This is a genomic window from Methanothrix thermoacetophila PT (assembly GCF_000014945.1).
GTDB lineage: Archaea > Halobacteriota > Methanosarcinia > Methanotrichales > Methanotrichaceae > Methanothrix_B > Methanothrix_B thermoacetophila.
Genome location: NC_008553.1, coordinates 1,286,449 through 1,304,767, shown reverse-complemented (window position 1 = coordinate 1,304,767; position 18,319 = coordinate 1,286,449). Strand labels below are relative to the sequence as shown.

Genomic DNA, 18,319 nt, shown 5'->3' with positions numbered 1-18,319 from the left:
GAGGCCCGAATGAATAGGCCGAGCGAGCAGACCTCAGAGCGTGCGCCCCACCTTCCCGACGGCTACCGCCTGACCGAACTCGGCCCCCTGCCCGCGCACTGGCGGGTGGTGAGGTTGGGGGAGGTGGCACAAACTACATCAGGCGGAACCCCCCAAAGGGATAAGTTGGAATATTACGGTGGACATATTCCTTGGATAAAGTCAGGGGAATTGGATGACAGGGATATATTTGCAGCTACCGAACAAATCACCGAATTAGGGCTTCAGAATAGCAACGCAAAAATGTTCGAGCCTGGCACACTTCTAATTGCAATGTATGGTGCAACAGCGGGAAAGGTTGGTATTCTCCAGATACCAGCGGCTACCAACCAAGCGATTTGCGCGATTTTGCCCAAAGAGCCGAAAGTTTTCATTGAACGGTTCTTGTTCTACGCTTTTATTTATTTGCGCGGCACTTTACTTGCTTAACGATACGGTGGTGCACAACCCAACTTGAGCCAAACTGTTGTCCGTCCGCAATTTTCCCATCCCCCGTTCCACCCCTTGCCGAGCAGCGGCGCATCGTGGCGCGCCTGGAAGTGGTTCAGGAGAAGATCCGCGCCCTCAAGGCGGCACAGGCGGAGACGGACGAGAAGCTGAAGCACCTCGAGCAGGCGATCCTGGACAAGGCATTTCGGGGGGAGCTATAAGCTGTGCAACGAGATCTGTGGGACCAACAACGGACGGCCGAATACCTCGTCTTCCATGACGAGAGCGAGCCAAACAAACGCTGGCTCTTGATCGGCCTGTTGTTGGTTAGCAGAGAGCATCTCGATGAGGTCCGCGCCGTGCTCCAAAACTGCCGGCGCCGAAAGAGGAGGACCTCTCAAAGGGCATCCTTGAGGCGATCGACATGGAGAGCTACCGGGTCGAAAAGCAGGCGAGCAGGAGGATCGCGCTTCCCGATGCGGATGCCGAGATCGAACCGGTGCCCACTGTGGGCGGTGGACACAAGCACGAACCAGAGCTCGACCGTCTCTCGAACATCATCAAGGCTTTTAATGATCAGTTCGGCAACATTCCCTGGACAGACGCCGATCGGGTGCGCAAACTGATCACCGAGGAGATTCCTGCACGCGTAGCGGCCGACACCGCCTACCAGAATGCACGCAAGCATTCCGACAAACAAAACGCACGCATCGAGCACGACAAGGCCCTCGTTCGGGTGATGACCGCGTTGCTCCAGGATGATACGGAGCTGTTCAAGCAATTCAGCGACAATGAGTCGTTCCGTCGCTGGCTGACCGATATGGTATTCGATCTGACTTACAGCGAAGCTGGCAGCACGGGGTAGCCAGTACGGCTTCATCAACGACTTAACCCGGCCGTCGTGCGACGATGAGGCTCGTTTCTAAACGCGCCCGGTGATCAGATGGCACATCTGCGTTGAGGTTACAGGAGTCTACATCCGTCCATCACACGCCTGAGAGCACCCTGTACCTCTCCGGAGGCTCTGCGAGCGGATAGGGGTCGTCCTCGAGGCCAACGCTCCTGCCACTGTCCAGTATCCCATCGCCGTTCCTGTCCTCCCCCTCCAAACCGTGCCAGTAGTTGCCCATCCGGCTCTCGAAGCTCCTGCCGCGATAGATGTATCGAATGCTCGTGGGAGAGCTCCAGAAATTGCTCGATATGTATGAGACGACATCGTTTCTGTTCTGAACGAAGCTGTTGAGGTAGATCTGATTCTCGCTTGACTCTATGGGATACATGCCCTCATCCAGCACCAGGCCGTTGGTGTTGTATGAGATGTTATTCATCATCAGAACGTTCCTCCAGGAGCGTGAGAGCGTGATCCCGCTGTTGCATCTCGAGATGTTATTCTCCTCGATTGTGTTTTCATTCGATTCGTCCAGGATGATTCCGTTCTTAGCGCCTGTGATGACGTTCCCGGCGATCTCTGTATCATATGATGCGAGGAGCCTGATGCCCTCAGTGGAGTTGCTCATGCTGTTGCCCTCCACCACCACCTCTTCAGAGGAGTTCACGAGAATCGCGGTGTCAGCTCCGGTTATGCTGCTGTTCGATACCCGGGAGCCGTGGGATGCAGTGATGGTAATTGCTCTGGGCACACCATCGAACGTGTTATCGACCGCTGCAAAACCATCGGACGCCTCGACGAGCACCCCTGAGCTGCCCTGCCTGATGATGTTGCCCTCGAGCCTGGAGGCCGGAGAGTGGAGGAGATGAACGCACAGATCGCATCTCTCGATGATGTTCGCTGATATTATGCTCCCGATGGATGCGTTCGCCTCTATGCCGAGTCTACATCCCGTGAGGTTATTCCCTTCAATGATATTCCCTCGGCCAGATGAGACCGATATCCCTGTAAGCGTCTCAGAGATTGTGTTGCCGGAGAGAGTGTTGTTCATTGACCTCTCAAGAATGATTCCAGTCTCGCCATTGCTTATCCGGTTTCCTTCTGCGATATTGAACTCCGCGTCCTCAATGTGGAGCGAATATGGGCTGTCGCCCATCATGTTTCCGCATAATCTGTTGCCTCTGGAACCCCTCACGCTCAGCCCGCCGATCTCGTTTGATCTCAGATCATTCGATGAGATCGTATTATTATCTGAATAGTATATCAGAATTCCGTATGCATCATTCATCCTGAGGTCGTTTTCTGTGATGGTGTTATTCCAGGAGCTGTAAAGGTATACAGCATAATCGTTCGTCCTCGCGGTGTTTCTGGATATGGTGTTCGTGGAGGAGAGGTATGGGTATATGCCGTAATCGTTGTTCTCGAGGATGTTGCCCTCAACAGTGCATCTATGAGACTCGGAGAGCACTATCCCGTAATCATTAGTATCTGCAGTGTTGTTTCTTACAACACAATCGTTTGATTTGTAAACCTTTATCCCGCTTCCGAGGTTGTAGCTCGCATCGTTGCCTTCCACGAGATTCTCATCTGATCTTAGAATGAGGATACCGGCATTGTTGTTCTCATGTGCCCTGTTCATTTTCACGGTATTACGAGAGGATGCAGCCACAATTCCGGCGAAGTGGCATTCGGTTACATTGCAATCAACAACAGATCCGTTCCCGCCTAGCAGGAGAACACCAGCGAACGAGTCGCTCACGTTGCATCTTGATATGAGCGCGTTCTCTGAGAGAACCCTGATGCCCGCTGCGCCCCACGCGCTCGCATTCGTTATGATGAATTCGCTCACGTTAACGCCATCTGATGAGGCAACAAAACCATCCAGGCCGCCTCCGTCCAGGACAGGAAGGCCCTCTCCTGAGTCGACCCCTCGCACACATACTGACTTTGTTATGTTCACGCTCTCCGCATAAACCCCGCTCATCACCTCTATTATATCGCCATCCCCTGCCAGGGCAAGAGCATCCTGAATGCTGGAGAAATCAGCGCCGCCGTCATCATCGACCCTTATCACGCGCCCCTCAGACGGAATGAGGAGAATCAGCATGATTGCACAAAGAACGAGCCTCATCACGATCTATCACACCCTCTCATGATACCATCAATGTCTGATACGCTTTGGCTGCACACACAAAGCATGATAATCAGCCATCTGCCTTATGCAGCTCACATCGTAAATAGTTATTCGATGATGATATGCGTGTGGAACAACTTCGCCAGTGTGAAGCTGCAGGTTGGGTGCGAATCCATATGGCAACACTGCCAGCAGACACCACTCTCCGCGTGACAGAAATACAGGCTGAAAATCATGTGCGCGATGCCCAAGCCCGGACTCGAACCGGGGACATTCAGATCTTCAGTCTGACGCTCTCCCAACTGAGCTACTTGGGCAATGGGCTCGATGCGATTCGAACGCATGACCTCCGCCATGTCAAGGCGACGTCATAACCAGCTAGACCACGAGCCCACGTATTCACCTTGATCCACTATCGGTAAATAAATCCTTCGGTTCCAGACAGGGGTCTATCCGAATAGGATATACGCCAGAACTGAGCAGAATGCCCAAGAGTTCTTGGTACTCAAGGTGATGTACCGATAGCATCAGATATTTCGAGACGACTTTTACAGTCGAGTTATCTGTGGATGAGGGCGGACTTTTGTATTACCAGTATATCTCTCCTATCCTGCTCTGCCCCTTCTTCTGATGATCTGTCTGATCGTCAACATGGCAATCAGGCCAGCCATAGCTGGAGCAGAGGCACTGCTCTTGCTCTCACTGCTCTCATTTGACCCTCTCCGGATGACTGGCTCTGCCTCTATAACGCTCTCTCTGATATCCACCACAGCTCCGCTGCTGTTCAGCAGCACCACTTTTAGATGGTAGATTCCAGGATCTAGTGTTCTGTTCCAGGATATCTCCACGCTCTCATCATCACCATCGAGCAGTACCGGGGTTTTCTTCTCGACAACCTCCAGTTCTGTACCATTGCTCAGAACGAACCTGAGGCTTCCCCGGAACGGCACCCTTGATGTGCCGAGAACCGTCGCAGATGCGCCCATCTCATCTTCATATGTCTCGGTGATCCTGGCGTTCTCCACAGCGACGAATCTGTTCATGAAGGCACGCGTCTGGCCGTCGGGCAGCTCGACTATCTTCGCTCTCCCCGTGTACGTCTCTCCAGCATTCAGCAGCACTGGCCACTTCCATTCTATGAACGTCGGCACGCCTCTGCCGCCCGCGATCTTCACCGATCTGTCCCTGTAAACATATACAGCCCTGTTTCCGGATATGAGCATGTAATATATATCAACGATCGCAGGATCCGCTGCATATATGAGCATGTGTATGCCGGAAGAGTCTGCCAGAAAATCTCTGACATCAAATCTGACGGGGACCTCTCCTCCATGGTAGAAGCTGTAGCATCTCCTCGCCAGGACCTCTCCACTTCTGGTCACGCTGGCGCAGGCCTCGTATGCCCCCACATCCGGATCGCTCAGGTTCCAGCTGATTATCAGAGTGCCGGGAGCATCCAGTGGAAGCACGTAACTGCTCAAAGGAACACCGGAGCGCGTGAGGTCGGCCTGGAGATGAGAGCCAGACACATTGCCAGATACAGTCACATCACATGAATCGATATTCGAATAGATGTCCTCCACCTGCTGTGAGATAGCAGACCCCTGGATGAAGATCAGAACTGAGAGGAGCGCGAGCAACGATCTCATATCAATGATCTCCAGGAACACCTCTGCTTTATAGCTGTCGCGCTGGACAACTCGAGACGGCTGATGAAAAGCCAAGGTTGTGTATGTATCATACGACATGCAATAAAGATGCGTCCCAAAAGGATGAAAGCATCTGTGATGGTCGGTTCGTACATGCACAGTGCGTTGAGGTAAATTGCCCTCCTGGCAGATTTCTGAATGAAAGACCACGCCGGTGATAGCGGCTCGCTTGATCAGTAACTCATGTACGCTCACGATATTGAGCAAATACTCGGCTTCCCAAAAACGTGTCGATACAGGAGGTTATTCCCCTCCTTGTGCTTTTATGGCAAATCGCTGCAGAGATCCATCCCCTATGAAGACTGTCAATCTTACGGTACCGCTCAGCACACATGTGCTCGGACATCCAAAACGCTTACATATAAGTAATATTGTTAGTAATAGTGCTTACAGGAGGGAAAGTATGATTTCGATTAGATGTTGTGCACAGCTGCTTTTTGTGGCACTGCTGCTCTGCATGGTCTCCGCAGGAGAGACAGATGAGAGGCTGAGAATCGCGACGACAACGAGCCTTTACGACACAAAGCTTCTAGATACTCTCGAGAGCCGGTTTGAGGAGAAGTACGGAATAGAGGTTGATGTGATCTCTGGTGGGACAGGATTCGCGCTTGAGCAGGGAAGGCGCGGGGATGTGGATCTCCTCCTGGTCCATGATAAGGCGAGAGAGTATGAGTTCATAGCTGAGGGCTACGGCACTGAAAGGAGATGCTTCGCGTATAACTACTTCTACATCGTCGGCCCTGCCGATGATCCTGCGGGGATAAAGGGCACGAACGCATCTGAGGCGTTCAGGATGATAGCAGATGCTGGAGAGAAGAATTCAAACGTGCGGTTCGTCTCCCGCGGCGACAACTCTGGGACGCATGCACGCGAGAAGCTGCTCTGGAAGAGCGCCGGCATCGAGCCGTCCGGAAGCTGGTACCTGGAGTCGGGTCAGGGGATGGGTGCGACGCTGATCATGGTAGATGAGAAGAGGGCGTACACGCTCACAGATATGTCGACGTACATGGCCTTTGCGGGCAACCTGAGCCTCGTGCCGCTGGTGACGGAGAGCGAGGAACTTCTCAATGTATATGCTGCAATACCTGTATCAGCCTCCGAGCATCTGGATGATGCGGAGAGGTTCGTGGAGTTTCTTCTCTCCCAAGAGGGACAGGAGATCATAGCCGGCTACGGAAAGGATATCTACGGGAGAGCGCTGTTCTATCCAGCCGCAGGTCACTGCACGGAGATCGGATGCAATGCCACAGAATGTCCAGGAGAGATGGTGAGCGCATTTGGATGAGATTGCAAGAGGTTTCATCAGGGCTGTTGAGCTGATAATCGAACTGAATCCGGAGGTGATCGAGGTCACGCTCCGCTCATTTTTAATCGCACTCACCTCGGTCACCATCGCATCTCTGATCAATGTGCCTCTTGGAAGCCTGATACATTTTCATCACTTCCCGGGGAGGAGTGGTCTGATAAATCTCATCCAGACCCTTTACAGTATACCCACAGTGACCGTCGGACTCTTCGTCTTCCTGCTTATCTCAAGGGAGGGTCCACTGGGGGGCTACGGGCTTCTATACACTCCTTACGGGATGATCATCGGTCAGACTGTTTTGATAACGCCCGTAATCCTCGGGCTCACGATATCGGCTCTGAGCAGTGTAAGTGAAGATATTAGAGATACGGCCGTCTCGCTCGGCGCCGACAGATTTCAGACGATGTGGACGGTGATAGTGGAGGCGCGGGGACCTGTGCTTGCAGCAGTCCTCCTCGGCTTTGGAAGAGCCCTCTCGGAGGTGGGCGTCGCGATGATGATTGGTGGGAACATAAGAGGATACACAAGAGTTCTCACAACAGCGATCGCTCTCGAGACATCCATGGGGAACCTGGAGATATCAATAGCTCTCGGCCTGATTCTGATCTCGATAGCTTTGGTGGTGAACACAGTGGTCGGCAGACTCCAGGGGTGGTGAGGACGATACAGCTTGAAGGCGTCTCCATCGAGAAGAACGGCAGACAGATACTTACCGATATCAACATTGAGGTCAGGACAGGCGAGACGCTGGGCATAATCGGCCCAACAGGCGCTGGAAAGACGACGCTGCTGAGAGTGATGGATCTCATCGATCTTCCGTCAAAAGGTCGCGTGCTTTTTAAAGGCGAAGCTCCGAAGAACGAGGGCGAGAGGCTGGCAGCCAGGCGCCGGATCGGCGTGGTCTTCCAGCGGCCTGTCATGCTCCGGGGCACTGTTTACGATAACGTGGCTTATGGTCTCAGGATACGTCGTTTATCGAAGGATGAGATCGATGAGAGGGTTGAAGCTGCTCTCTCTGATGTCGGTCTCAAAGGATACGAGAGAAGGCCCGCAAAGGTCCTCTCAGGAGGGGAGATGCAGAGGGTGGCTCTCGCAAGAGCTCTCGCGATATCCCCTGAACTTCTGCTTCTCGATGAGCCGACCGCCAATCTCGATCCCAGAACATCTTATGTCATAGAAGAGCTGATATCCCGTGCGAAGATGAGAGGAATGACCACAGTGGTATCTACCCATGACCTGCCCCAGGCGGTGCGTCTGGCTGACAGGATTGTGATCATCATGGATGGCAGGGTGGTCTCATCCGGATCCGCGGATCTACTCCTGAACTCTGATTCTGATGATGTGAGGGCGTTCCTGCATGCAGGAATGCTGAGGCCTGTGGACTGGAGGTTCATTCATGAATTCGCGCGGGTTTCTCACTGAGAGGCAGATCCAGGTCCTGCGCCTCAGAAGGAGTGGGATGTCGCAGGAGGAGGTGGCTGCTCTCCTTGGCACGACCAGAGCGAATGTCAGCATCCTGGAGAAGAGGGCGATGCAGAACATAGACCGCGCACTTGAGACATTGAAGCAGTGGAAGATGATCCACGCGCCTGTTGCCGTCAGTATCCCTGAGGGCACAGACCTCTTCGCCCTTCCCGGGATCATATTCAGAGAGGCCGACACGAGGGGATTGAAGCTGCCGGTGAACTCAATAGATATCCTGGCGGGATTGAAGGAGATCGCCCCGCATCTCACCAGAAGGCGACTCATTGAGAGGAGCTTTGATATCTACGTCACAGAGGACGGGGAGATCTATGTCGAGGAGACGGGTGGGAGCCGTGCATCCAGATCAATGTGATCTATCTGGCTCGAAGAAGTTTTTCGCCATCCTTGCACGCTGATCATGGCACCCTCCTGCACGACCTCAGCAGGAATGGTGCGCTCTCCACCGAAAAAACCTTGCTAATTACGCTCACACCTCTCCTCTATCCTGGTGATTACAGATGCGACAAGCAGCGGAAGCGTTATGGTCGCGTCCCCGTAGACTGTGACGTGCTTCCCCTCTGGATCTATCTTTCCCCAGGATATCGCCTCTGAGAGCGTCGCGCCTGAGAGTCCCCCTGCCTCTGGATGATCTGTTGTGAGCTGGATCGCGAGCCTGAAGCTGTTCGGGGTCACAAGCATCGACTGCAGTGCGAAGTTCTTTGGAACCCCCCCACCGACCATGAGTATTCCAGCCCTCTCTGATTCGTAGCATATATCGACTATCTCACGCACATCCTCAAGAACATCTATGTTCAGCTTTTTCGTCTGCCTGTGGAGCCATGCCTGGAGCCCTATCATCGAATCTGTTATTGCAGGACAGAAGACTGGAACACCACAATCGCTGGCGCTTCTGAGTATCGATCTCCTGTCGTCTATCCCCGATCCTATCTCTGCCAGTAGATCCCTTCCAGAGATCGGAGCTTCTCTATCTGGAAGCAGGTTCTGGACCAGCTCCTCGAACCTGACGAAGTCATCGTCTGTTATGTATACATCATATATCCTTGATATTCCAGATCTCCTCAGCTCAGAGTCGTCCGCCTCGAGATACCCCAGACGGTGATGGCTGAAAGATTCCACGATATCGTGCACCAGATTCGCTCCGGTCGTGACGAGCACATCTATCATCCCCCTTCTTATGAGATCTGAGATCAGATTCCTCATGCCTGCGGGCACCATCGCGCCTGCGAGGGTGAAGAACTTCCTGTAATCCTCCTCCACCATCTCCTGGTAGATCTCAGCGGCATGCGCGAGCCTGCGTGCGCCGAAGCCGCAGCCCTCCATGCCCCTCACCAGCTCATCCACGCTCATCCCAGGTTTTACAGAAAGCTGCCGAACACGGTCCATCAACATCGCTCCATAGGTCTCCTTATTATGCTTTGAGTGCCTTCATTCTCTCGGCCATCCGGGCGTTCGGGGTTGCCGGTCGTGGCCTGGAGTGCTGGAGAGTGCCTTCAGGGATCCTGACAGAACTCCTGTGAGGTATTTGGAGCCAGAACATGAGCACACGATCGGACCGCCTGAATCAGAGCCACCTGGATGCTAAACAGGCGCATCCCCGTACGCATCCTCTGTGGTCTCAACGACGAGAGATATAAGATCCTCCGGAGTGTTTATGTAATAAACCCTGCCGAGAGAGCCGAGCGCTTCTAGGACGTATCTGTCCCTGCCCTTCTCATCTATGCAGAAGAGCACAAACCTGCCAAGCGAGGATGCCTCTTTCAGGTAATCCCACTGTGTGTAGAGGTTCTGTATTCCTGTGTCTGTTATGCAGAGAATCAGACAGCCCTTCCTCTCCTTTACGAGCTCCAGAATCCTGCTTCCGGGTATGTTCGTTCTTCCACAAAGGTACTCGATCAGGACATCCTCCACAGCGTCTAGGTCCCTGCACCATGGCTGTACCAGAAACCTCTCACTGAAGTTTATCGCGGCTATCTCAGCACCCTGCTCGTAGGCGAACTGCGCGGCCTTGAACGCGGCCAGCGTCGCGTAGAATGTCCTGGATCCTCTCCTGTGACCATCCATCGACCTGCTGCTGTCGAGAACCACAAGAAGATCAGGAACATCGGATCTGCCCGGAGTCATGCCGCATGATTCGCGATCTCTCCTGTACGTGGTCACCCCGGGGACAAGCCTGGGGCTCATACTGAGTGAGTAGTTCACATCCAGCTCGCTCGGTGGATCGTCGAAGCGCCATCTCGATGTGCCTGTGGGATATGTATCACTCCTGCTCGACCTGCTCGCCACGATCTCTATCCTGTACCCCTGATCGCGGTACCACCGCTTCAGGTCTCCCCTGATGCCCAGCACGTCCAGACACCTGATGTACTCCTCTGGCTCGAGCTCAGATGCAAGACCCGCGAGAGGCGCGGATCTCGCATTCCCGCGAAGGATCTCCAGGGATCTGACCTCCTCTTTTCCTAGAGAGCCGGGGGCGAGTGGTGAGAGAACCATTGCCATCTGCTGGCACTGTCTCCTCCACAGAGACTTCTCCCGAACGCCGGGGGCGAAGATCTGGAGCAGAATTCTCGTCTCCTCTGTCTCGGCTGCACCGCAGATATCGGCTGACCAGTACTTCTCGATGAAAGACAGAACTGCCATATCAAGATCGGATTCTGCAGACTCCGCGATGCGCCTCCAGAGGAGGATTACCTTCTGCTCGTCATACTCACTCCTCTCAAGCCTGAAAGAGTCAATCACTATATCGCTGAATATGTTCACGATCGTCCTCGCGAAGTTCGTGTCGTTCCTCTTGATGCCCTTCAGAGCTGAGAGGGCGAGCTCTCCAGCCACCTCAAGCGACCTGGGGCAGAGGATGTAATGGAGGATAAGGTGTTCGAAGAGGCTCTCCAGATACAACGGGTCCCTCAGATCCTCCTCCCTGACAGATATCCTGTAGTTATCGAATGGGAAGATGCCTGAGCCATCAGTGGATATGACAGGACGCGGGAGCTGTGGATGGTGCCACTCGCTCCGTGCCGTCTCCCATATCCTGAGCATCTCATCTTCTACCGATCTCGATCCTGACACCGCCAGCCCTCCAGCCGGCGTTCTCTCCAGCACCGCCGCGGATCCTTATCAGGCCGCCTTTCGCGAGAATGCCTGCGTAATCCCCGACATCGCCCAACACGGTTATACGCCCAGAGCGCATCAGCCAGCCCACTCTCTCGCCTGCATTGCCCTTCACGAGTATTTTTCCTCCTGAGTTGTTGACTCCGATGAAGCTGCCCGCATCTCCGAGGATCACGCCCCATCCGCCGCTCATGTTTCTGAACGCATATGTTCCGCATGAGGAGGCGACTATCCCTCCTCCGGTCATACCCTGGCCGAGGTAATCTCCGGCATCGCACATCTTGATTATGCCGGAGCTCATCCTCTCGCCCACATGTGATGGTCTGCTCTTTCCATTACTGCTCAGGATGAGAGTCCCACGGGAGAGCTCAAGCCCCGCGAAGTCCATTGGGTGCACCGTGACCGGTTGTTTTGATCTCTCTGCTGCGATGCTTGTGATATACCCCAAAATCACGGATTCCCTCTTTCCATGAGGTCTGCTCGATAATAGCCTTGGAATTACATCATCGCTGACAAGCTCCGCGATCTCCCTCTTTTCCGGATGATCCGGGAGCCTGTCGGCGAGGTCCTCCAGGCTTATGACCCCATCACCTCTGCCGGATTCGAGCCTCCTGTGCCGGATCCTTCCGCCGTATGCGTTCTCCATCATATCCTTCAGGCCCATCATCCCAGCCCCGGTACGGGAATACAGATCGAACTGTTTGTCATCACCCTCGAAATCGAGATCAAATAACCGGTAGGTTATCACATGAATCCCATTGATTTCTCAGCGATTCGCGCCCACATCACAACACATCTGGATTCACATGCCGCCAGATTCGGTGGATCTACTGTAAACTACCTCAGCCTCTCGAGCATCGGGATGTAATCCAGCCTCGCGATCGGGTCGTCGTGCTCTGAGAGCTCTTTTATCGCTCTCTCAACCGTGAGCTCCCCATCGACCGCCCTTGAGAATATCATGTTCATCTCCCCGCGCTCATTCACAGTCCTGTCTATGCTCTTCTGAACCAGATCTGAGATGTACTCCAGGCGCTTTGCTCCATAGTATGGAGGCCTCTCGAGCATTGAGCGGTTCGGTGTCACCCTATGCCATATGATATAGGGTGCAACCGCCCTCAACACCTCGATTCTGGATCCGTTACTGATACCACAGACAAACGAGACAGCCTTTGTGAATGCCCTCAGATCCTGTCGAACCCTGTCAGAAAGGCCCTCATCGATCTGCCAGCAGCAGACCTCAGGGTTGTTGTAGTAATGGCATCCAGAGCAGAGACCATGACTTGGATTCCTGCCTGAGAGCTGTGTTTTATCAAAACACGGCGCGCGCTCGCATAGCGTGAAGTCGCGGATCAGTGAGACTATGCAGAGTTCTGTGAGGAAATCCAGCGGTATGCCCTCAACCGCGTGAGGCAGTGCATCAAATTCGTCTGCTGAGAACTTCGGGAGCTGCTCCGCCAGATCTCGTATCTCCTCTGTGCGCTCCGCGAGGTTCAGGCCGGCGAGAAGGTCGGGCTGTACCGCTGGGATGCATGCGGATATTCTGTCCATCAGGGCCTCATCAACAGGGTAGGTGGAGCTGAACTCCGGGTTCATCGTGGCAAAGTAGCATGTGTCCCCCGGCTCCAGCACCTGGCCCGCATAGGTTATCTTTCTCTTCTTGATGATCTCCAGGAAGAGGTTCTGCTTTCCAGCAGGAAACCTGTTGATCTCGTTGATGAGCTTCCACCTGGATCTCGCCCACGGCGTCCAGAGAACTCTGATTTCTGAGCTGGTGGGCTGCATCCACTGTCTTGGATCTATGAAGCCAATGATCTTCTCCTCTGTCTGCTCTGGGTGTCCTGTGACCATGAGGTTCTCCACGTCATCGAAGCTCATGTTCATGAACACACCACCAAGAATGTTCACAAGCGTTGTTTTGTTAGCGCCCATGCCGCCGTAGAGCAAAACTGCCCTGTTTCTGAGGCATGCGTTGGCCAGGCAGAAGACGAGCTGCGCGTTGAACCTCTTGGATCCGATGGAGATATCTTTAACTCCGATGTGAAGGCGCAGCTCCTCCAGGGCATCAATGAGCGATTTGATCTTCGAGAGCAGCTCCTCAGAGGATTTCATGATGGTCTCTGAGGCATCTGATGGGCTTAAAGGCTTTCCTGCACGGCCGGGGCAAAAGGTGTGATCCGGGATCTGCACAATCTGAACGGGGTGCTTGGGTGGACGGTATTGATTTTCATCTGCATTATAAAAAAACACAAAAACACCCTTGACCCAAGGTCACCAATGTGGATGAAAATGGACCTTTGCGAGAACTATTTTCATACCATATGCTCTGGATATTTATCTGGTATACTCATCCAACCCGAAAGAGATGTTGTTCGAGAATCTATAATTATTATTTATTATATTATCTTGGGAATGGTGGGCAAATGATAGCACGAACCAATAGATTTATTAATAATGAACATAATCTACCATTAACATCTGCCGCCCTATAGCCCTCAGACCACGCGGCGGATGGATATGGAAGGAGGTTTATAAAAATGGCCGAGGAAACCGCAAAAACTGCGGTCCTTCTCGAGGAGAGGAGGTTGTTCCATCCCCCGAAGGAGCTGGTTGAGAACTCAAATGTGATGCAGTGGATGAAGAAGAAGGGCTTCAAGACAGAGAAAGAGATGCGGGAATGGTGCTCAAAGAACTATGTTGAGTTCTGGGACGAGATGGCCAAGACGTATGCAGATTGGTTCGAGCCCTACAAGCAGGTCCTCGACTGGAAGCCTCCGTATGCCAAGTGGTTCGTTGGCGGCAAGGTCAACATGGCCTATAACGCGGTGGACAGGCATGCGAAGTCCTGGAGGAGAAATAAGGTGGCGTACATCGGTGTGGGTGAGCCGCTGGGCGACGTGAGGAAGTTCACCTATGGTGACCTCTACAGAGAGGTTAACAAGTTCGCAAATGGCCTGAAGAGTCTGGGCGTCGAGAAGGGCGATAGAGTCAGCATATACATGCCAATGATTCCTGAGCTCCCGATAGCGATGCTTGCATGCGCAAAGATCGGTGCGATCCACAGCGTTGTCTTCTCAGGATTCAGCTCGAAGGCGTATGCTGACAGGGTTATCGATGCGGAGTCGAAGATATCGATCACCGTTGATGGATTCTGGAGGCGCGGAAAGATTGTGGAGCTCAAAAAGCAGGCTGACGAGGCGATTCAGGATGCTCCAACAGTAAAGCATCAGATCGTTTACAAGAGAACCGGCCAGGATATCCCATGGAACAAGGACAGGGATATCTGGTGGCATGATCTCGTAAAGGATCAGCCTGCTGAGTGCGAGACCGAGCAGCTTGACCCAGAGCATAGGCTGTTCATTCTGTACACATCAGGCACGACAGGAAAGCCGAAGGGCATAGAGCACGCGCACGGCGGATACTGTGTTGGCGTTCCGCAGACTCTCCACTGGGTCTTCGATCTCAAAGAGGATGACGTCTGGTGGTGTACAGCAGACATCGGATGGATCACAGGACATTCCTACATCGTATACGGCCCGCTCTCGCTCGGCGCGACCAGCATAATATACGAGGGATCTCCTGATTACCCGGACTTCGGAAGATGGTGGTCTATAATCGAAGAGTTCGGCGTGAACGTGCTCTACACAGCGCCAACCGCGATCAGGATGTTCATGAGGGCCGGTGAGCAGTGGCCTGCCAAGTACAACATGAAGTGTTTGCGACTGTTGGGCACCGTGGGCGAGCCGATCAACCCGGAGGCCTGGGTCTGGTACAGGAAGAACATCGGAAGGGATGAGCTCCAGATCATGGACACCTGGTGGCAGACCGAGACCGGCACGTTCATAGGCTCTCCGCTTCCGATCACGCCGCTCAAGCCAGGAAGCTGCACGTTCGCTCTGCCGGGATACAGCATGGATGTATGGGACGAGGCTGGAAAGCCTGTGCCTCCAGGAGAGGGCGGAAACATCGTCATACTTGAGCCGTATCCATCGATGCTGAGAGACTTCTACAAAGACCCCGATAGGTATTTCAGGACGTACTGGGAGACCTATTGGAACGTCAGGGCCGGAACGTACCTGGCAGGCGACAAGGGCAGAAGGGATGAGGACGGCTACTTCTGGATACAGGGCAGGATCGATGATGTCATCAAGGTCGCAGGCCACAGGATCGGGAACTCGGAGGTTGAGTCGGCTGCAGTTTCACATCCGAAGGTCGCAGAGGCAGCTGTCATCGGCAAGCCGGATCCGGTCAAGGGCGAGGTCATAATAGTATTCGCCATACTCAGAGAGGGGGTGCAGGAGAGCGAGGAGCTCAAGAAGGACATCGCAAAGCATATCAGAGAGACACTCGGGCCTGTTGCAATGCCTGAGGCGGTATACTTCGTCAAGGACGTCCCGAAGACGAGATCCGGAAAGATCATGCGCAGGGTCATAAGGGCGAAGGCGATGGGGCAGCCTGTCGGAGACATATCCACACTTGCAAATCCAGAAGCAGTGGACGCTATACCGAAGATTGTGTAGAACGTCCGCAATTTTTATTTTTATTAAATTTCTATGCTGCGGATTTGTCTGCAGCCGAGAGTTTCTTAAATAATTTTATATAGTTTTGGAGCTATTCGATATAGACGACGATCCAACAAGATGTAATATTGTAAAATGAATTGTTTGCTTCGAGGTTACTTCAATGATTTTTCAATATCATTATTAAACATTAATTTCATTCAAACGTTAACTTTATAAACGAAAGAGATAATTATCAATCGTAATAATGCCTCTGAGTCTCCACATCCTGATTTGTCTGCTGGGAGGGCAGATTCGCAACAGATCGGGATGGGCTGGAGGCAGAATGACTGTTGAGGAGTGTCACAAAATGGCTGAGGAAAAAGCTGCTACAACTGCGGTTCTTCTTGAGGAAACAAGAGTGTTCCATCCCCCTAAGGAGCTTGCTGAGAACTCAAATGTCATGCAGTGGATGAAGAAGAAGGGATTCACAAGCGAGCGGGAGATGCGCGCCTGGACCGGCCAGCACTACATAGAGTTCTGGGACGAGATGGCCAAGACCTACGCGGACTGGTTCGAGCCATACGCGCAGATCCTCGAGTGGAAGCCGCCGTATGCGAGATGGTTCGTTGGTGGGAAGTGCAACGTCGCGTACAACGCTGTGGACAGACATGCAAAGGGCGCAAAGAAGGACAAGGTCGCCTATATCTTCGTGCCCGAGCCGACAGATCAGCAGGTGAGGAAGATAACCTACCTGGATCTGTACAAGGCTGTTAACAAATTCGCAAACGGCCTGAAGAGTCTTGGTGTGAAGAAGGGCGACAGGGTCAGCATATACATGCCCATGATCCCGGAGACGCCGATAGCGATGCTCGCATGTGCGAAGATCGGCGCGATCCACAGCGTGGTATTCTCCGGATTCAGCGCTGGAGGCCTCCAGAGCAGGGTTCTCGATGCAGAGGCGAAGGTTGTCGTCACAACCGATGGATTCTACAGGCGCGGCAAGCCGCTCCCGCTCAAGCCGAACGTCGATGAGGCAGTCCAGAACGCCCCGAGCGTTGAGAAGGTCGTCGTGGTCAAGAGGGCAGGGCTTGACGTCCCGATGAAGGAGGGCCGTGATATCTGGTATCACGAGCTCGTGGCCAATCAGCCTGACGAGTGCGAGACAGAGAAGATGGACTCTGAGGATAGACTGTTCATCCTCTACACATCAGGCACGACAGGAAAGCCAAAAGGCATCGAGCACGTCCATGGCGGCTACTGCGTGACTCCGGCACAAACAACTCACTGGGTATTCGATCTCAAGGACGACGATGTCTGGTGGTGCACAGCCGATGTCGGATGGATCACGGGCCACTCCTACGTCGTTTACGGCCCACTCTGTCTGGGCGCGACGAGCATCCTCTACGAGGGCGCCCCTGACTATCCAGACTTCGGGAGATGGTTCAGCATAATCCAGGAGCACAAGGTCTCTGTCTTCTACACAGCGCCAACAGCCATAAGAATGTTCATGAAGGCCGGCGAGCAGTGGCCGCAGAAGTACGATCTCTCCAGCCTGAGACTGCTCGGCTCTGTCGGTGAGCCGATCAACCCCGAGGCCTGGATATGGTACAGAAAGTACTTCGGAAGCGACAGGTGCCCGATCATGGATACATGGTGGCAGACGGAGACTGGATGCTTCGTGGTCTCTCCATTGCCGATCACACCGCTCAAGCCCGGCTCGCCCACATTCCCGCTGCCCGGGTTCAACACAGACATCTACGATGAGGACGCAAACCCAGTGCCTCCAGGACAGGGCGGCAACATAGTCAACCCGACGCCATGGCCGTCGATGCTCCGCGCCTTCTACAAGGATCCAGAGAGGTACATGAAGGAGTATTGGCAGATGTACTGGGATATCAGGCCTGGAGTCTACCTGGCGGGCGATAAGGCGACGAGGGACAAGGACGGCTACTTCTTCATCCAGGGCAGGATTGATGATGTGTTGAAGGTAGCGGGCCACAGGATCAGCAACGCTGAGGTTGAGTCGGCGCTCGTGTCACATCCGGCGGTCGCTGAGGCAGCAGTCATCGGCAAGCCCGACGAGGTCAAGGGCGAGGTCATCGTGGCCTTCGTCATACTCAGAGAGGGTGTGAAGGAGAGCGAGGATCTCAAGAAGGAACTGGCAAAGCACGTCAGGAGCGTGCTCGGGCCTGTCGCATATCCGGAGATCGTCTACTTCGTCAAGGACGTCCCGAAGACAAGATCCGGAAAGATCATGCGCCGGGTCATAAAGGCCAAGGCCCTGGGCAATCCAGTTGGAGACATCTCTGCGCTTGCGAACCCGGAGGCTGTGGACGCCATACCGCTCATCAAGTGAGCGGTCAACCTATTTTATTTGATTTTATGTGATACTCTGTTTTGGCCTGACTTCGTGTGTTTTCTTATCATGGTCCCTTCTGCTGGATATCGATATCGTTAATTTACATATAATCTTTAACACTTTTATCACGAAAAATAATTATTACAAATTTTTGGTGACATTTCTATATCGACAGCTTTATAAATACGGAATACGTATGGAATTATCGTGTTTCCGGAGTCTCCCAATGCTCATAGGTGATCGCGGCATGGCAGTTATGGTTTGGCAGGAGGACTTCTTGACCCGCTTCTTCTCAGGAGGAGTTCTCGGGTGGAGCTCATGCCAGCGGCATCGTGGGACGGAAGCACATTATCTAGATGAAT

At 53.5% G+C, this 18,319-nt stretch carries 14 protein-coding genes, 2 tRNA genes and 1 pseudogene; 9 read left to right on the top strand and 8 right to left on the bottom strand.

Going from position 1 to position 18,319, the window contains the following annotated elements:
* The first annotated feature begins 9 nt into the window (after positions 1–9).
* The 3 genes and pseudogenes from MTHE_RS06300 to MTHE_RS06295 form a co-directional block, all read left to right on the top strand.
* The gene (locus MTHE_RS06300; RefSeq protein WP_175265875.1) at positions 10–468 is read left to right on the top strand and encodes a restriction endonuclease subunit S; all 459 of its coding nucleotides are present in this window, start codon (positions 10–12) and stop codon (positions 466–468) included.
* Positions 469–563: 95 nt separating this feature from the next.
* The gene (locus MTHE_RS09250; RefSeq protein WP_011696381.1) at positions 564–689 is read left to right on the top strand and encodes a hypothetical protein; all 126 of its coding nucleotides are present in this window, start codon (positions 564–566) and stop codon (positions 687–689) included.
* A gap of 143 nt (positions 690–832) precedes the next feature.
* Positions 833–1,333, top strand: a pseudogene (locus MTHE_RS06295) (type I restriction endonuclease subunit R); the annotation flags it as partial.
* A gap of 121 nt (positions 1,334–1,454) precedes the next feature.
* On the opposite strand, the gene MTHE_RS06290 reads toward MTHE_RS06295, so the two are convergent.
* The 4 genes from MTHE_RS06290 to MTHE_RS06275 form a co-directional block, all read right to left on the bottom strand.
* The gene (locus MTHE_RS06290; RefSeq protein ID WP_011696379.1) at positions 1,455–3,488 is read right to left on the bottom strand and encodes a right-handed parallel beta-helix repeat-containing protein; all 2,034 of its coding nucleotides are present in this window, start codon (positions 3,486–3,488) and stop codon (positions 1,455–1,457) included.
* A gap of 247 nt (positions 3,489–3,735) precedes the next feature.
* Positions 3,736–3,808, bottom strand: a tRNA-Phe gene (locus MTHE_RS06285).
* A 2-nt stretch (positions 3,809–3,810) separates the two neighbouring features.
* A tRNA-Val gene (locus MTHE_RS06280) sits at positions 3,811–3,884 on the bottom strand.
* Between the two features lie 212 nt (positions 3,885–4,096).
* Positions 4,097–5,140, bottom strand: a complete 1,044-nt coding sequence (locus MTHE_RS06275) for an EH domain-containing protein (protein WP_011696378.1) — start codon at positions 5,138–5,140, stop codon at positions 4,097–4,099.
* A gap of 499 nt (positions 5,141–5,639) precedes the next feature.
* On the opposite strand from MTHE_RS06275, the gene MTHE_RS06270 reads away from it, so the two are divergent.
* The 4 genes from MTHE_RS06270 to MTHE_RS06255 are packed head-to-tail and all read left to right on the top strand — an operon-like array spanning position 5,640 to position 8,343.
* Positions 5,640–6,485, top strand: a complete 846-nt coding sequence (locus MTHE_RS06270; protein ID WP_232840835.1) for a substrate-binding domain-containing protein — start codon at positions 5,640–5,642, stop codon at positions 6,483–6,485.
* Positions 6,478–7,164: an ABC transporter permease gene (locus tag MTHE_RS06265; protein WP_011696376.1), complete on the top strand. Its 687-nt coding sequence runs from the start codon at positions 6,478–6,480 to the stop codon at positions 7,162–7,164. Before MTHE_RS06270 ends, MTHE_RS06265 begins: the two co-directional genes overlap by 8 nt.
* Positions 7,161–7,928 (top strand): ABC transporter ATP-binding protein, encoded by a 768-nt coding sequence (locus MTHE_RS06260; protein WP_175265874.1) that lies wholly within the window; start codon positions 7,161–7,163, stop codon positions 7,926–7,928. The genes MTHE_RS06265 and MTHE_RS06260 overlap by 4 nt, the downstream gene beginning before the upstream one ends.
* Positions 7,903–8,343, top strand: a complete 441-nt coding sequence (locus MTHE_RS06255; protein WP_011696374.1) for a Tfx family DNA-binding protein — start codon at positions 7,903–7,905, stop codon at positions 8,341–8,343. Before MTHE_RS06260 ends, MTHE_RS06255 begins: the two co-directional genes overlap by 26 nt.
* 104 nt (positions 8,344–8,447) lie before the next feature.
* Here MTHE_RS06255 and MTHE_RS06250 read toward each other — a convergent pair whose 3' ends face one another.
* The 4 genes from MTHE_RS06250 to MTHE_RS06235 form a co-directional block, all read right to left on the bottom strand.
* Positions 8,448–9,380: a deoxyhypusine synthase gene (locus MTHE_RS06250; RefSeq protein WP_175265873.1), complete on the bottom strand. Its 933-nt coding sequence runs from the start codon at positions 9,378–9,380 to the stop codon at positions 8,448–8,450.
* A gap of 189 nt (positions 9,381–9,569) precedes the next feature.
* Positions 9,570–11,057, bottom strand: coding sequence for a vWA domain-containing protein (locus MTHE_RS06245; RefSeq protein WP_011696372.1), 1,488 nt, complete (start codon positions 11,055–11,057; stop codon positions 9,570–9,572).
* Positions 11,029–11,847 carry a hypothetical protein gene (locus MTHE_RS06240; protein WP_175265872.1) on the bottom strand — a complete coding sequence of 273 codons (819 nt, stop codon included), beginning with the start codon at positions 11,845–11,847 and terminating at the stop codon, positions 11,029–11,031. Before MTHE_RS06240 ends, MTHE_RS06245 begins: the two co-directional genes overlap by 29 nt.
* 89 nt (positions 11,848–11,936) lie before the next feature.
* Positions 11,937–13,208 carry an AAA family ATPase gene (locus tag MTHE_RS06235; RefSeq protein WP_175265871.1) on the bottom strand — a complete coding sequence of 424 codons (1,272 nt, stop codon included), beginning with the start codon at positions 13,206–13,208 and terminating at the stop codon, positions 11,937–11,939.
* A 425-nt stretch (positions 13,209–13,633) separates the two neighbouring features.
* Here MTHE_RS06235 and acs (MTHE_RS06230) point away from each other — a divergent pair, with 425 nt between their 5' ends.
* Positions 13,634–15,616 (top strand): acetate--CoA ligase, encoded by a 1,983-nt coding sequence (gene acs, locus MTHE_RS06230; protein WP_011696369.1) that lies wholly within the window; start codon positions 13,634–13,636, stop codon positions 15,614–15,616.
* 349 nt (positions 15,617–15,965) lie between these two features.
* Complete coding sequence (gene acs, locus MTHE_RS06225) at positions 15,966–17,954, top strand: acetate--CoA ligase (protein ID WP_175265870.1); 1,989 nt, start codon at positions 15,966–15,968, stop codon at positions 17,952–17,954.
* Positions 17,955–18,319 lie beyond the last annotated feature (365 nt).

What these genes read in the sequence shown, in the direction of transcription:
- MTHE_RS06300 (WP_175265875.1), top strand. Translation starts at nt 10, where the DNA reads ATGAATAGGCCGAGCGAGCAGACCTCAGAGCGTGCGCCCCACCTTCCC.
- MTHE_RS06290 (WP_011696379.1), bottom strand. Translation starts at nt 3,488, where the DNA reads ATGAGGCTCGTTCTTTGTGCAATCATGCTGATTCTCCTCATTCCGTCT.
- MTHE_RS06275 (WP_011696378.1), bottom strand. Translation starts at nt 5,140, where the DNA reads ATGAGATCGTTGCTCGCGCTCCTCTCAGTTCTGATCTTCATCCAGGGG.
- MTHE_RS06255 (WP_011696374.1), top strand. Translation starts at nt 7,903, where the DNA reads ATGAATTCGCGCGGGTTTCTCACTGAGAGGCAGATCCAGGTCCTGCGC.
- MTHE_RS06250 (WP_175265873.1), bottom strand. Translation starts at nt 9,380, where the DNA reads ATGTTGATGGACCGTGTTCGGCAGCTTTCTGTAAAACCTGGGATGAGC.
- MTHE_RS06235 (WP_175265871.1), bottom strand. Translation starts at nt 13,208, where the DNA reads ATGAAATCCTCTGAGGAGCTGCTCTCGAAGATCAAATCGCTCATTGAT.
- acs (WP_011696369.1), top strand. Translation starts at nt 13,634, where the DNA reads ATGGCCGAGGAAACCGCAAAAACTGCGGTCCTTCTCGAGGAGAGGAGG.
- acs (WP_175265870.1), top strand. Translation starts at nt 15,966, where the DNA reads ATGGCTGAGGAAAAAGCTGCTACAACTGCGGTTCTTCTTGAGGAAACA.